The 13,765-nt window shown below is 69.5% G+C and carries 11 protein-coding genes and 1 pseudogene; 4 read left to right on the top strand and 8 right to left on the bottom strand.

All coding sequences use genetic code 11. The features are described from left to right. The coding region (locus tag M8I34_RS38455) for a PLP-dependent aminotransferase family protein (protein WP_250057671.1) at positions 1-1,175 on the top strand (1,175 nt) is incomplete at its 5' end. Positions 1,176-1,383: 208 nt separating this feature from the next. Here the strand turns inward: M8I34_RS38455 and M8I34_RS38460 are convergent. The 8 genes and pseudogenes from M8I34_RS38460 to M8I34_RS42075 all read right to left on the bottom strand — a co-directional run bounded on the left by M8I34_RS38460 (position 1,384) and on the right by M8I34_RS42075 (position 9,109). After that, positions 1,384-2,283, bottom strand: coding sequence for a TauD/TfdA family dioxygenase (locus tag M8I34_RS38460; RefSeq protein ID WP_250057672.1), 900 nt, complete (start codon positions 2,281-2,283; stop codon positions 1,384-1,386). Positions 2,284-2,312: 29 nt separating this feature from the next. Beyond that, complete coding sequence (locus M8I34_RS38465) at positions 2,313-2,684, bottom strand: ferredoxin family protein (protein ID WP_250057673.1); 372 nt, start codon at positions 2,682-2,684, stop codon at positions 2,313-2,315. Further along, entirely contained in the window at positions 2,681-4,279 is a 1,599-nt protein-coding gene (locus M8I34_RS38470; protein WP_250057674.1) for an FAD-binding protein, read from the bottom strand. The genes M8I34_RS38465 and M8I34_RS38470 overlap by 4 nt, the downstream gene beginning before the upstream one ends. Next, positions 4,276-5,632: pseudogene (locus tag M8I34_RS38475) on the bottom strand (LLM class flavin-dependent oxidoreductase). Before M8I34_RS38475 ends, M8I34_RS38470 begins: the two are co-directional and overlap by 4 nt. A 43-nt stretch (positions 5,633-5,675) precedes the next feature. Further along, on the bottom strand, positions 5,676-6,650 hold the full coding sequence (locus M8I34_RS38480) for an ABC transporter permease (protein WP_250057675.1): 975 nt from the start codon (positions 6,648-6,650) through the stop codon (positions 5,676-5,678). Further along, entirely contained in the window at positions 6,647-7,498 is an 852-nt protein-coding gene (locus tag M8I34_RS38485; protein ID WP_250057676.1) for an ABC transporter ATP-binding protein, read from the bottom strand. The genes M8I34_RS38480 and M8I34_RS38485 overlap by 4 nt, the downstream gene beginning before the upstream one ends. Positions 7,499-7,503: 5 nt before the next feature. Then, the gene (locus tag M8I34_RS38490; RefSeq protein WP_250057678.1) at positions 7,504-8,568 is read right to left on the bottom strand and encodes an ABC transporter substrate-binding protein; all 1,065 of its coding nucleotides are present in this window, start codon (positions 8,566-8,568) and stop codon (positions 7,504-7,506) included. Positions 8,569-8,947: 379 nt separating this feature from the next. Continuing rightward, a complete protein-coding gene (locus tag M8I34_RS42075) occupies positions 8,948-9,109 on the bottom strand; it encodes a putative leader peptide (protein WP_374211048.1) in 162 nt (53 codons plus the stop codon). A 692-nt stretch (positions 9,110-9,801) separates the two neighbouring features. On the opposite strand from M8I34_RS42075, the gene M8I34_RS38495 reads away from it, so the two are divergent. From M8I34_RS38495 to M8I34_RS38505, 3 genes are all read left to right on the top strand, one after another. Beyond that, on the top strand, positions 9,802-11,196 hold the full coding sequence (locus tag M8I34_RS38495; protein WP_250057679.1) for an MFS transporter: 1,395 nt from the start codon (positions 9,802-9,804) through the stop codon (positions 11,194-11,196). A gap of 221 nt (positions 11,197-11,417) precedes the next feature. Further along, on the top strand, positions 11,418-12,851 hold the full coding sequence (locus tag M8I34_RS38500; RefSeq protein ID WP_250057681.1) for a sulfatase: 1,434 nt from the start codon (positions 11,418-11,420) through the stop codon (positions 12,849-12,851). A gap of 341 nt (positions 12,852-13,192) precedes the next feature. Beyond that, positions 13,193-13,714, top strand: coding sequence for a cupin domain-containing protein (locus M8I34_RS38505; protein ID WP_250057683.1), 522 nt, complete (start codon positions 13,193-13,195; stop codon positions 13,712-13,714). The last annotated feature ends 51 nt before the right edge of the window (positions 13,715-13,765 follow it).

The following is a 13,765-nucleotide window of genomic DNA, read 5'->3' on the forward strand; positions in this document are numbered from 1 at the left end:
ACAAGGACACCGGCATGACCACCAGCCTCACCGCCCCCGTCTCCACCCCCGCCCCCGGCACCCTCATCGCCTCCCGCATCGCCGCCCTCTCCCTCTCGTCCCCCTACGCCGTCCCCGCCCGCAAACCAGGCCCCGACTTCGTCAACCTCGTCAGCGGTGCGCCCGCGGTGGAGGCACTCCCCCTGCACGAGATCCGGAAGGTGACGAGCGAACTCCTCTCCAGCCCGGAGACCGGAGGCCCGGCCCTCGCCTACGGCCCCAATGCGGGCGACCCGGCCCTGCGGGAACTGATCGCGACCCGCGAGGGCGTGGACCCGGCCCGCGTTCTGATCACCAACGGCGGCCTGCACGGCACCTCCCTCGCGCTCCAGACCGTGGCCGAGCCCGGCGACGTGATCGTCGTCGACGACCCGGTCTTCCCGGACACGATCCGCATCGTCGAGAACACCGGCGCCGGCATCCACCCTGTCCCGGTGGGCCCGCACGGCATCGACGTCGAAGCCCTCGCCGAGCGGCTGCGCGGCGGACTGCGCCCCAAGGCCGTCTACACGGTGCCGGACTTCCACAACCCGAACGGCGGCCTGCTGCCGTACGAGCGGCGGCTGAGGCTGGTCGAACTCGCCGAGCAGTACGGATTCTTCGTCCTGTCCGACAACCCGTACCGCCAGTTCGCGCCGGACGGCCGCAGCGAGCCCGACTTCCCACTCGACAGCGACCGGGTCGTGGTCGCCCACACCCTCGCCAAAACGCTCGGCCCCGGTCTGCGTCTGGGCTGGCTGATCGCGCCGGAGTGGCTGGCCCCGCACGTGATCAACCTGCGCCGCCGCTACGACTTCCAGAGCTCGCCCCTCTCCCAGGCCATTGCCCGTCTACCGCGAGCGCGCCGAACTGACCGTCCGCAGCCTGCGCGAGGCGGGCGACCACCTGGAGTTGGACGATCCCGCGGGCGGTTTCTTCGTGTGGGCGAACGTCAGGGGCGGCGTGTCGGCGGCCGAGCGGCTCGCCGAACGCGCGAGGGAAGCGGGGATCGTGTACTCCGTCGGCACGTTCTACGACCCGCTCCAGCAGGGCCGTTACGCCGACCATCTGCGCCTCGCCTACTCGGCCGCCCGGCACGAGCACCTGGTGGCCGGCCTGGACCGCTTGACGGCCGTCATGAAGTCCCTGTGACCTGACCGAGGTCGCCCGCGTCGACCGCCACCACGTCGAGGAGCTGCGGAACCGGATCCTGCCGCCCGTGCTCTCGCTTTCCCCGGTGGTGGGCGACGCTTGGCTCAACTACCGGAAGAGACCGACGTGGCGGGAGACATGCCCGAGCACCTCCTGGGGGATGCCCCCAGGAGGTGCTCCACACGGACTCGGCGCCCGACCGGCCCGTGGGCGTCAGGCCACGGCGGGGGTGTAGTGGTCGGTGTCACCGCCTTCGAGGGCGTGGCTGGAGGTGCCGTCGATGCCCACCGGAGCGTCGCCGGCGACGGTGACCCGGTGCAGCAGGCGCGGGAGGTCGCCGTAGTCGTCGGGGGCGTAGTGCTGGGTGATGCGGTTGTCGAACAGGACGAGGTCACCCGGCGTCCAGGACACCCGGACGATGTTCTCCGGCCGTGTCACGTACGACTGGAAGATGCGCAGCAGGTCCCGGGACTCGGCGGGGCCGAGGCCCTCGATGGTCTGCGCGAAGCCACCGATGAACAGGCCGCGCTCCCCCGTCTCAGGGTGCACGCGTACCACCGGGTGGGCGGTGCGGTACGTGCGTGAGACGAACTGCTTGCGGTGCTCGGCCGCCTTGTCGGTCTTCGGGGCGGCGTAGTCGTAGGCGTTGGTGTGCACCGCCCACAGCTTGTCGGCCAGCTCGCGCAGCGGCTGGGGCAGGTCCTGGTAGGCCGCGGCCGAGTTGGCGATCAGCGTGTTGCCGCCGTAGGGCGGGACGACGATGCTGCGCAGGGTCGATGCCTTCGGGGGTGTGCGGACGAAGGTGACGTCGGTGTGCCAGTGGTTGGCGCGGATGCCCTCGTCCCCGTCGACGGGCAGGATGTTGGGCTGACCGTCGACGGAGGGGACGGTGGGGTGGGCGGTGGTGAGTTCGCCGAAGAGGGAGGCGAAGCGCAGCTGCCCCGCGTCGTCCAGCTGCTGGCCGCGGAAGACCAGTGCCTTGTGTTCCAGGAGAGCCGCGTTGATCTCGGCGACGATCGCCGGGTCGAGGTCGGCGGAGAGGTCGACGCCGACGATCTCGGCGCCGATGCGTCCGCCGATCCGGCGGATGTCGAAGCCTGTGCTGGTGCTCATGTGCGTGTTCCTTTCGGGAGTTCCGGAAATCAGGAGGTGATGGGCAGGGAGGATCCTTTGGAGCCGGATGGGTTGAGGAGGGGTCCCACGGCCAGCCGGGCGCCGGGGGTGCGGCCTCGCCCCCAGCCGATGTGGCGGCGGTAGCTGCCGAGCAGGCCGGCCCGGTCGAGGCCGTCCTCGTCGCGGACGGTGGGTTCGTCGGTGGGCAGGGGATACGTCTGCGGGGCGACGTAGAGGGCGTCGGCGGGGCAGTTCGCCTCGCACTGGAAGCAGGTCTGGCAGTCCGTGTGGCGGGCCAGGACCGGGATGCCGTCCTCGCCTCGGTCGAAGACGTTGGTCGGGCAGACCCTGATGCACCTGTCGCAGGCGATGCAGCGCTCTGCGGAGATGAGTTCGATCACGAGGTTGCCTCCAGGAGTGCGGCCACGGGCTCGGGCCGGATCCACACCTCGTCGAGTCCGCCGGTGATGATGCGGTGGCGCTGGGCGGGGTCCTGGTCGGGGAAGTCGAGGCGCCGTGCCATGCCGCGGCTCTCGGTACGGGCGAGCGCGGAGGCGTACATCCAGCGGGCGTGTGCGGTCATCGCCGCGGCCTCGCGGGCCCGTACGACCTCCGGCCCCGTGCCGAGCAGTGTGGAGCGGGCCTCGTCCCAGGTGGCGTCGAGCGCTGCCAGTGAGGTGACGAGAGCCGTGCCGTGGCGCAGGTAGTTCTTCTCGTACGGCAGGACCTCGTCCTGAACCGCCGCGATCACCTCGCGGTGGGCACCTGCCGGGCCCGGTGTCCGGGTCGGTCGGAGTCCCGCCCCTCCCGCCGGCACGAGTCGGCGGGCGGCAGCCCGGGCCCGGTGCCCGAAGGACAGGACGTAGCGGGCCGCCCCCTGGCCCGCCCAGGTGCCCGAGGAGATGGCCCAGGCGGCGTTGTGGCTGCCGCCCCCGGTGAAGCCGCCGCAGATCAGCTCGCGGGTGGCGGCGTCTCCGGCCGCGTACAGCCCGGGGACGGTGGTGGAGCAGTCGTCACCGGTGATGCGGATGCCGCCGGTGCCGCGCACCGTGCCCTCGGCGAGCAGCGTGACCGCGAACCGTTCGGTGAACGGGTCGATGCCGAGCCGGTCGAAGGTGAGGAAGAAGTTCGGCTGGGCCAGCCGCATCGCCCGCCGGGCCGAGGCATCGGCCCGGTCGAGCCGGCAGTGCACCTTCTCGTGTAGCAGAGCGCGGGCGATCACCGAGCGGCCACCCTGGCTCGCCGCGCCTTCCAGGACGGTTCCGTCCTCGTGGTAGAAGGTCGCGAACGAGTAGAACGCGCTCTTGGTGACCGAGGTGGCCTCGGGTGCGATGCCGTAGGCGTTGGAGAACTCCATGCCGGACAGCTCGGCACCTGCCTCGGCTGCGAACAGGGCGCCGTCTCCGGTGTTGACGTTGCAGCCGAGCGCTCCACTGAGGAACGCACAGCCGCCGGTCGCCAGGACCACGGCCCCCGCGCGCACCCGGTACGCCCCACCCGCCTGCCGTCGGTAGCCGCGGGCCCCGGCGACCGCCCCGGACGCGTCCGTCAACAGCTCGGTGACCGGACTGTGGTCGAGGATGCGCGCCCCGGCCCGCTGGACGCGGATGCGCATCCGGCGCATGTACTCCGGCCCTTGCAGGCCGTTTCGGAGCTGTGTCCCGTCCGGCCCGGTGGGGAAGGGGTACCGGCCCGCCGCTGCCAGCTCGTTCATGGCCGCGTACGTCTGGTCCAGGACGCGTTCCTTCCAGCGGCGGTCGTCCAGGTACCCGCCGAGCTTCTCCCGGCTCGCCATGGCCGCCTCCCGCGCGGCGGGGTCCGGCGGGACGTACCAGACGCCGGTGCCGCTCGACGCGGTCGCGCCGCTGGTGCCGCAGTACCCCTTGTCGGCAAGGACGACCTCCGCTCCGGCCTGGGCCGCCTTGAGCGCCGCCCAGGTGGCGGCAGGACCGCCACCCACCACCAGGACGTCCGTGGTGAGGTCGAGCCCGGTCATGCCGGCTGTCCCTCGGTGGCGGTGACGGCGGAGGCGAGCCGGCCTGCGGGGCGAGGCAGGCCGTAGTGCTCGCGCAGGGTGCGCCCGCTGTACTCGGTGCGGAACAGGCCGCGCTCCTGGAGGATCGGCACGACGTGGTCGACGAAGTCCTCCAGACCGCCCGGCAGATACGGCGGCATGACGTTGAAACCGTCGGCGGCTCCCTGCGTGAACCACTCTTCGAGCTGGTCGGCAATCTGTTCCGGCGTCCCGGCGAAGACCCGGTGGCCGCGGCCGCCGCCGAGGCGCGCGATGAGCTCGCGCAGGGTCAGGCCGTCGCGCCGGGCCAACTCGGCGACGAGCGTGAAACGGCTCTTGTTGCCGTTGATGTCCCGCTCCTCGGGCAGCGCGGGAAGCGGACCGTCCAGCGGCAGCCCGGTCAGGTCCGTGCCGAGCATCCCCGACAACTGGGCGAGGCCGTACTCCGGCACCTGGAGGCCGGTCAGTTCCTGCTCAAGGGCACGAGCCTCCGCCTCCGTCGCGCCGATGACCGGGCAGATCCCGGGAAGGATCTTCAGCTCGTCCTCGGAACGTCCGTAGCGGGACAGGCGGTTCTTCACGTCCTTGTAGAAGGCCTGCCCGTCGGCGAGGGTCTGCTGTGCGGTGAACACGGCCTCGGCGTACCGGGCGGCGAACTCCTTGCCGTCCTCGGACGAACCGGCCTGCACCAGCAGCGGGTGTCCCTGTGGGCTGCGCTGTACATTCAGCGGGCCCTGTACGGCGAAGTGCTGCCCTCTGTGGTCGATGGGCTGCACCTTGGCGGCGTCCGCGTAGATCCCGCGCGCGGTCGAGCAGGACCGCGTCGTCCTCCCAGCTGTCCCAGAGCTTGGTGGCGACTTCCACGAATTCCCGCGCCCGGTCGTAGCGCAGGCGGTGTTCGAGATGTTCGTCGTGCCCGAAGTTGCGGGCCTCGTCCACGGTGGCGGAGGTGACGATGTTCCAACCGGCACGCCCGCCGCTGATGTGGTCGAGGGAGGCGAATCTCCGGGCGGTGTGGAAGGGCTCGTTGAAGGTGGTGGAGACGGTGGCGATCAAGCCGATCCGCTCGGTCACCGTCGCCAGGGCGGCCAGCAGCGTGAGCGGTTCGAAACCGTCGAGCGCGTTGTGTTCGGCCTTGCCCCGCAGGGCCAGGCCGTCGGCGAAGAAGACCGAGTCGAGCTTGCCGCGTTCGGCGGTCTGTGCCAGGTGCTGGAAGTAGCGCGGGTCGGTGAGGCGTTCGGGCTGGGTACGCGGATGTCGCCAGGCGGCGTCGTGGTGGCCGGCGTTCATCAGGAAGGCGTTGAGATGAAGGCGGCGGGGGCCGGGTGCGGGCATGGAGAACTCCTCCGGGTTCCTTGCGCGGGGGCGGATACAGATGTCAGCTCGTCGTGGGGACGCGCCATGAGCTGAGCCGCTTCTCCACCACCACCAGCAGCTGGTTGAAGGCGACGCCGATGACGGAGATCGTGACGATGCCCGCATACATCTGTGGAATGGCGAAGTTGTACTGGGACGCGTTGATGAGATAGCCGAGACCGGCCTTGGCGCCGATCATCTCGGCGGCCACCAGGACCACGATGGACACCGCCCCGGCCAGCCGGATTCCGGTGAAGATCGTCGGGACCGAGGCCGGCAGGATCACCTTCTGGAACAGCCGCGGCGCGGACAGGTCCATGGACTTCGCCAGCCGCAGCAGGGTGGGGTCGACGGTGCGCACCGCGCTGATGGTGTTGAACAGGATCGGCCATGCGCACGCGTACACCACGATGGAGATCTTCGACGTCTCGCCGATGCCGAGGAGCAGGACGAACACCGGCAGCAGGGCCAGGGCGGCGGTGTTGAGGAACACTTGCAGCAACGGGTTGAGGAGATCGGCGACGGGCCGGTACCAGCCGATGAGCAGGCCCAGCGGTACGGATACGGCGACGGCTATGCCGAATCCGCTGAACGAACGCACCAGGCTCGCCTGTGCGTTGTCGGCGAGCTGGCCATTGGCCACCAGCTCCCACCATGCCTGGGCGACCTCGCTGAACGGTGGCAGAAAGGTCGGATCCACCAGGCCGAAGCGGGGCGCCAGCTCCCATGCGAGCAGCAGGGCGACGATCGCCGCGGACTTGGTGGCGCCGGTCAGCACCGCGCGCAGGATGCGGGGCAGCACGGAAGGAAGGTCGAGCCGCGGCCTGCTCGGCGCGAGGGGCAGGGCGCTACCTGCCGGCTCATTGGTGGACGCCGACGAGGTGCCGGTGGTGGGCGCGGAGAGTTCCCCCGGGGTCTCCGGACTCTTGAGATCCTCCGGGGTCTTGAGATCCTCCGGGGTCGTGTGCCGAGTGCTCGAACCGCTTGCGATGCTCATGCTGAGACCTCCTCCTTTTCCAGCAGTTGGCTCCGGGTCACTTCGTCGTGCAGGAGCGTCCAGATCTGGTGTCGGTAGCGTGCGAACTCGGGGCTGGACCGCAGGTCGTCCGTTGCCGTGCGGGAGTCGAAGCCGATCGGCACGACCTGCTTGATGCGACCGGGCCTGGAGGTCATGACGGCTACCCGCTGCCCCAGGTAGACGGCCTCCTCGATGCCGTGGGTGATGAAGACGACGGTCTTTCCGGTGCGCTGCCAGATGCACAGCAGCTCGTCCTGGAGCGACTCCCTGGTCTGGGCGTCCAGTGCGGCGAACGGCTCGTCCATCAGCAGGACATCGGGGTCGTAGGCGAGAGAGCGGGCGATGGCCACGCGCTGGCGCATGCCGCCGGAGAGCTCGTGCGGGTGGCGGTTCTCGAATCCGGAGAGCCCGACCAGGTCCAGGTACTCGCGGGCACGGGCTGCACGCTCACGTCGTGGCACGCCGGTCGCCTCCAGGCCGAACTCGACGTTGCCCAGGGCGGTGCGCCAGGGCAGCAACGCGTACTGCTGGAAGACGATGCCGCGGTCCAGGCCGGGGCCGGTCACCGGTTCCCCGTCCAGGAGGATCCGTCCGGCGCTCGGCCGGGCGAGCCCTCCCAGCAGGTCCAGGAGCGTGGACTTGCCGCATCCGCTGGGGCCGACCACGACGACGAACTCCCCCGCATCGATCCGCAGGTCGACACCGTCCAGAGCGGTGAACTCGCCGTCACCGTGCGCCGAGCCGCGGCCTTGGGCCCTCCCCTTCTTGGCGGGAAAGGTCTTGCGCACCTGATCGAACTCGATCTTGGGCGTGGTGGATTCGGACATGGAGATCAGCTCCCGCTCTTGGAGGTCGGCTCGGCCACGGACGGCTTGCCCTTCCGGCTGTACGCGTTGAACTCGTTGGTGTAGAGATCCGAGGCCTTGACCTGGTCCTTCTCGATGTCACCGCGTTCGGCCAGCCAGTCGATCCACAGCTGGAATTCCTTGTCGGTGATGCGTCCGGCGGTCTCGGCGACGCCGAAGGACTTCCAGTACTTCAGCGGAGCGGTGCCCTCGTTCCGGCCACGCTTCTTGACGATCTCGACCTGGCGGGCGATGACCTCGTCGCGTGGTGTGGCGCGGGCCCACTCGATGGCGCGCGCGACGCCCGTGACGAAGGTGCGTGCGGTGTCGGGGTTCTCCTTCAGGAACCGGTCGTTCAGCACATACGTACCGGCGGAAAAGTCGCCGAGCAGCTGGTAGTCGGTGAACAGGGGCCTGATGCCGCCGGTTTCCAGGGCCTTGTCGCGCAGGATGTCGCCGAGTACCCCCACCTGGATCTGCTTCTGGCGCAGCGACTGCTCGGTGTTGACCGGGGGCACCACCAGCGGCTCGGCCTTCTTGATGTCCGCCTGCGACAGGCCGTGGCGTTGCAGGTAGATGTCGAGCATCGCCTCGGAGTGCGCGCCGAGGGTGTTCATCCCGACCTTCTTGCCGATCAGGTCACGGGCCGAGCGGATCGGGCTGTCCTTGAGGACGTAGAAGCCGTTGTAGGCGGCCTTGTCGACGCCGTAGTAGCTGATGACCGCTGTGATGGGAGCCTTTCTCGCAGCGAGTTTGACGACCGCTCCGTTGAACGCGCCGCCGAAGTCGACCTGCCCGGTGGCCGCCGACTGGATGTCCTGCGGCCCGCTGATCGTGTTGCCGACCCACTTCAGCTTCACGTCCTCCAGGAAGCCGAGATCCTCGGCGAGTTCGGGCAGGATGACTGACCCCGCCCACCCCTGGTATCGCAGGGTCTTGGTCTGATCCTTGGCCGCACCGCCGCCCCCGGAGCCGCAGCTGACCGCGACCGCCGAGAGACCCAGCAGGGTGAGGAACTGTCGTCGGCTCGATGGGGTTATCAGCGTGCTCATGGAAGGTCCTGTTCGAGTGGTGGGTGGAGCGCGGCGGGACGCGTACGGCGCTTGTCACGGACGCGGGGTGAAGGGGTGGGCGGGAGGAGCCGGGTGGGCTACGGGGCGGCGGTGGCGATGACCGGAGTGTGGTGGTCGAGCGCCCGAGCGATGCCCGCCGCGGCCTGCATCAGCCGCAGTTCCGCTTCCGGCGGTCGTAGAACAACCCGAGGAAACAGAAAGGCGAATGGTGAGGTGGAACAAGCCGGCACGCGCACCGATCCCGGCAGATTCCAGGAGGGTGGGTATGCGGCGAGAATCACCAGGCGACGAGAAAATCCCAGGACAGTAAGCGCACCGGGGTCAAGGGTCGCTCAGGAGCTGACGCTGGTGGACAGCTCTAGCAGCCAGCGGCACAGATGGCACTGGCCTGGCGTCGAAGATCGACGTGCAGGCGTGCGGTGAAGTTCTCCGAGTGACTCACATTCGGGAGGCTGGCAGCGAAAATCAGCCACGTCAATGCGGCGACGGCCTTTGTCTCACATGCTGATTCTCCCGCCACACGCGCGCAGCATTTCGTTCACAATCGCAGCCGCACGCAGCCCCCTGTGCATCGCACAGCACAGCCAAACTCACAGACGAAATGTCGCAGCGGGCTTTTTCGAAAGTCTGCCGCCACGAGTTGTGTGCGCATTCCCGGGATTCCGCAAGGACGACTTCGTGCGGCCGCCATACGCGCGTAACAGTGCGTCGCCGCATTCTCCCTGCGGCGCCGACACCCCTGCATCGCGGGGCCGTTGTCCCAGCCCATGAGACCGCTCCGGTCGCGCCTTGAGCGGCGGATAGGAGCCGACCATACTGTCGGCCATGTCAGACGCCGCCGGCCAGATCGTGGTCCGTCTCCACCTCGTGGGACGGCTCCACGTCGATCTGTGCCACCATTCCAGCGCCTGTTGTCGTCTCTGATCCGGAATTCCCGGCAGGTGCGCCCCGCCTGACGGTCCGATGGCCATCCTCCCGGCGATGAACCAGCTCACTCGGACGTCCTCGCGTCCACTGCACGTGACGCTCACACACCCGCCGCGGGGCTCTCGGCCTTCTCACCCGACCGCGCCTGCCGGATGACGCGATGCGCGCGCAGCCACGCGCCGCGTCCCACCTCAGCCCTCTTCGCACCTCGCCGCGCCGCGAACCGTCCCCGTCGTCACCGCACCAGCGGCGCGCCCACGCATGCAACGAAACGGTAGTCCGACCATGCCCGATGCACCGCTCACCTCCCCACCCGCCGACGAGCGCACCGACCGCCGGCGTCTTCGGACGGTGGTGCTGTCCAGCCTTCTGGGCACCACGGTGGAGTGGTACGACTTCTTCCTCTACTCCACCGCCGCCGGCCTCGTCTTCGGCAAACTGTTCTTCCCCACCGGCAACGACACCATCGGAACCATCCTCTCCTTCGCCACCTTCGCGGTCGGCTTCCTGGCCCGCCCCATCGGTGGCCTGCTCTTCGGTCACATCGGCGACCGGATCGGCAGGAAACGGACTCTCGCCGTCACCATGGGCGTGATGGGTGGCTCCACCACGCTCATCGGTCTGCTGCCGACCTATGAGACGGCCGGCGTCTGGGCCCCGGTTCTCCTGCTCGTCCTCCGCGTCGCCCAGGGTGTGGCGCTCGGCGGGGAGTGGGCGGGCGCCGTACTGCTGTCCGTGGAGCACGGCCCGGCCGGCCGCAAGGGCCGCTACGGCAGTTACCCGCAGATCGGGCTGGCGCTGGGGCTGGCACTGGGGACCGGTGCCTTCGCACTGCTCAGCAATGTGCTCAGCGACGGGGCGTTCCTGAGCTACGGCTGGCGGGTGGCGTTCCTGGTGAGTCTGGCGCTGGTCGTCCTCGGTATCGCCGTACGGCTGAAGGTCGACGAGACTCCGGCCTTCCAGCAGATCGAGCGGCGGCGGGCGGCGTCCCGGATCCCACTGGCCCAGTTGCTGCGGGATCCCGGCACCAGGCGCCACACCCTGCTGGGGATGGCGGCCAGGTGGGGCGAGGGCGCCGCGTTCAACACCTGGGGCGTTTTCGCGATCACCTACGCCACCTCGACGCTGAAGCTGCCGCGCACCTCGGTCCTGCTCGCCGTCACCTTCGCCGCGCTGCTGATGGCCGTGCTGATCCCGCTGTCCGGTTCCCTGGTGGACCGGCAGGGCGCGGGCCGGACGTACACGACCGGCATCGCCCTGTTCGGGCTCGCCGTGTTTCCCGCCTTCCTGCTGTTCCGGTGCACCGGGATCTGGGGATTCGCCGTGACGCTCGCGGTGACGCTGGGAGTGATCCACGCCTACTTCTACGGCGCCCAGGGCACACTCTTTGCCGCCCTGTTCCCGCCGGAGGTGCGCTACACGGGCATGTCCATCGTCTACCAGCTGTCCGGTGTCTTCGCCTCCGGCATCACGCCCCTGCTCATGACGACCTTCCTCGCCCTGGGCCACGGCACTCCCTGGCTCGCCTGCGGATACCTCGCGACCACGGCGGCCGTCAGCGTCTGGGCGACCTCACGTATCCGGCCGTCCGACATGTACTTCGCGACCGGATCCGCATCCCCTCAGAACCACACCGCCGAGCCTTCTTCCGAACGCGCCCCGGCGTCCGCGGCCCGGTAGCCCTCCCCCACCGGGGCTCGTCCGCCCGCGACATCGCCCTCGTTCCAGGGCGCGGTCGCGGGCGGTCGCGTCGTCCGGGGCGGCGACGATGACGCTCGGCACGGTCGCCCCACCCGGGTGTGTTGCAGCGGTATGTTCGGTATGCAACGAGCATGAACATCGGATGAGGGCAGCTCGCGAAGTGTTGTCCGCCGCGCCGATGGCCCCCAGCGTTGATCAGCATGAACGATCCCAGGATGTCCCGCCGCCTCTTCCACGGCCTCATAGGTGGCAGCGCGCTGACCGCGGCAGGTGTGACCGCCGGACCGGCCACCGCGAACGACAAGGCCGGCGGGGAAACGGAGGAACGGCCCTTCCGTTCCCGCTCGGACGGGGCTCGGGGCCGGCGTCCCAACCTGCTGGTCATCCTCGCTGACGACCTCGGCTGGGCCGACCTGTCGTCCTACGGCGCGCCGCACATCAAGACCCCGCACCTCGACCGCCTCGCCCGGCAGGGTGTGCGCTTCACCGACGCGTACTCCGGCTCGGCGACCTGCTCCCCCACCCGGTTCAGCCTCTATACCGGCCGTTACCCCGGCCGGACGAGGGGCGGGCTGGCCGAGCCGGTCAGCGACCGCTCCCAGGGGCTGGATCCGAATCATCCGACCCTCGCCTCGCTGCTCAAGACGGCCGGTTACGCCACCGCGCTGATCGGGAAGTGGCACTGCGGCTGGCTGCCCGACTACAGCCCGACGAAGTCCGGCTGGGACGAGTTCTTCGGCAACTTCGGCGGCGTCCTGGAGTACTTCTCCAAGCTCGGACAGCTCGGCGAGTACGACCTGTTCGAAGGCGATGCCGACTACAAGGACCTGCGTTACTACACGACGGTCCTCACCGAACGGGCCGTCGAGTACGTCAGCCGCGACCACGACCGGCCCTGGCTGCTCAACCTCAACTTCACCACTCCCCACTGGCCATGGCTCGCCGAGGGCGACGCCGCCACCGGAGCCGCCATCGCGGCGAAGATACGGTCTGCCAAGAGCCATGCCGATGTCGTCAATGCGCTGAACCACTACGACGGGGGTTCCGTCGCGAAGTACACGGAAATGGTGGAGAGCCTGGACGCCGCCGTCGGCGAGGTCCTCGCGGCCCTGCGCCGCTCGGGCCAGGAGGAGGACACCCTGGTGCTGTTCGCCAGCGACAACGGAGGCGAACGCTTCTCCTACAACTGGCCGCTCAGCGGGGAGAAGTTCTCCCTGCTGGAGGGCGGTATCCGAGTGCCGACGATCCTGCGCTGGCCGGCCCGGATCGGCGCGCACCAGGTCAGTCACGAGCCGAACTTCTCCCCCGACTGGACCGCCACCCTGCTAGAGGTGGGCGGCGCCCGACCGGATCCGACGCATCCGCTGGACGGCACCAGCCTGGCCGGCTACCTGCTGCGCGGAGGAGCGCCGCGTGAGCGTGACCTCTTCTGGCGGGTGCGGGACAACCGGGCGCTGCGGCGCGGCAAGTGGAAGTACTACCAGGACGCCGACGGCAAGGACCACCTGTTCAACCTCGCACAGGACGCACGAGAACAGGCCGACCTCGCCCCCGACCGACCGGAGCTGCTCGCGGATCTCAAGACCTCCTGGGAAAGGACGGCCAAGGAGCTGCTTCCCTATCCCGCGGCCTGAGACGCCGCCGGTGGGGCTGAGGCACGAGGTCGCCCTGCGTGGCGACGATCGACGGCATGGCCAAGTCGCCCACTTCCTGGCCATGCTCGACGGCACCGACCTGGCCAACGCCCTCCTCACCGAATCCAGCATCGACGACGCCGTCCGCGCCAACGAGAACCGCATGCTGCCGCGCGCTCGGCCCAGGCCACCCAGGACTGCGCCAAGGCACTCGACAACCTCATCCCCCCGACAGAGTCCTGAGCAAGCATCACCACACCAGCTATGGGCCCAGTACTGCCCGGAGCCGGTGCGGAATACTGACTGACAAGACGGGGCCGCCCACGACGAGCAGGACTCCCATGACCTCACACCCGCACCCCGACGCGCCCTCGGAGAATGACGCGTTCCACCCCGACCTTCCCGACCGCGACGCTTCCCTTCCGCTCCGCGCCCGGCTGCACCACATTCGCGGCGACGCCCTGGACGACGACACCGCGCAGACCGGCGGCATGCGGCGGCTCGCGGCGATCAGCGGAAGCTCCGTCGGGTCGGAGCACATCTGGATGGGTCAGACCCATGTCGCTCCGGACACCGCGTCGTCGAATCACCACCACGGCGCTTCGGAGACGGCCATCCACGTCGTGAAGGGCCACCCTGAGTTCGTCTTCCTGGACAACTCCAGCGGCACCCCCGAGGAGATCCGCCTGCGCACCGCCCCCGGCGACTACATCTTCGTCCCGCCCTACGTCCCGCACCGCGAGGAGAATCCGAGCCCGGACGAGGAGGCGGTCGTGGTCATCGCCCGCAGCACCCAGGAGGCGATCGTCGTCAACCTGCCGGAGCTGTACGTACTCGAGGAGGAACCGCCGACCGAGAACTGAGCGCTGGATCACTCGCTGCGGTTCCCGAGCCGCAATCAATCCGCACCGTCT

Origin of the sequence: Streptomyces sp. MCA2 (assembly GCF_023544705.1) — a bacterium.
GTDB classification, from domain to species: Bacteria; Actinomycetota; Actinomycetes; order Streptomycetales; family Streptomycetaceae; genus Streptomyces; species Streptomyces decoyicus.

Excerpts from the sequence above, each read along its gene's own strand:
- M8I34_RS38460 (WP_250057672.1), bottom strand. The coding sequence starts at position 2,283 with ATGAGCACCAGCACAGGCTTCGACATCCGCCGGATCGGCGGACGCATC.
- M8I34_RS38470 (WP_250057674.1), bottom strand. The coding sequence starts at position 4,279 with ATGACCGGGCTCGACCTCACCACGGACGTCCTGGTGGTGGGTGGCGGT.
- M8I34_RS38480 (WP_250057675.1), bottom strand. The coding sequence starts at position 6,650 with ATGAGCATCGCAAGCGGTTCGAGCACTCGGCACACGACCCCGGAGGAT.
- M8I34_RS38485 (WP_250057676.1), bottom strand. The coding sequence starts at position 7,498 with ATGTCCGAATCCACCACGCCCAAGATCGAGTTCGATCAGGTGCGCAAG.
- M8I34_RS38490 (WP_250057678.1), bottom strand. The coding sequence starts at position 8,568 with ATGAGCACGCTGATAACCCCATCGAGCCGACGACAGTTCCTCACCCTG.
- M8I34_RS38495 (WP_250057679.1), top strand. The coding sequence starts at position 9,802 with ATGCCCGATGCACCGCTCACCTCCCCACCCGCCGACGAGCGCACCGAC.
- M8I34_RS38500 (WP_250057681.1), top strand. The coding sequence starts at position 11,418 with ATGAACGATCCCAGGATGTCCCGCCGCCTCTTCCACGGCCTCATAGGT.
- M8I34_RS38505 (WP_250057683.1), top strand. The coding sequence starts at position 13,193 with ATGACCTCACACCCGCACCCCGACGCGCCCTCGGAGAATGACGCGTTC.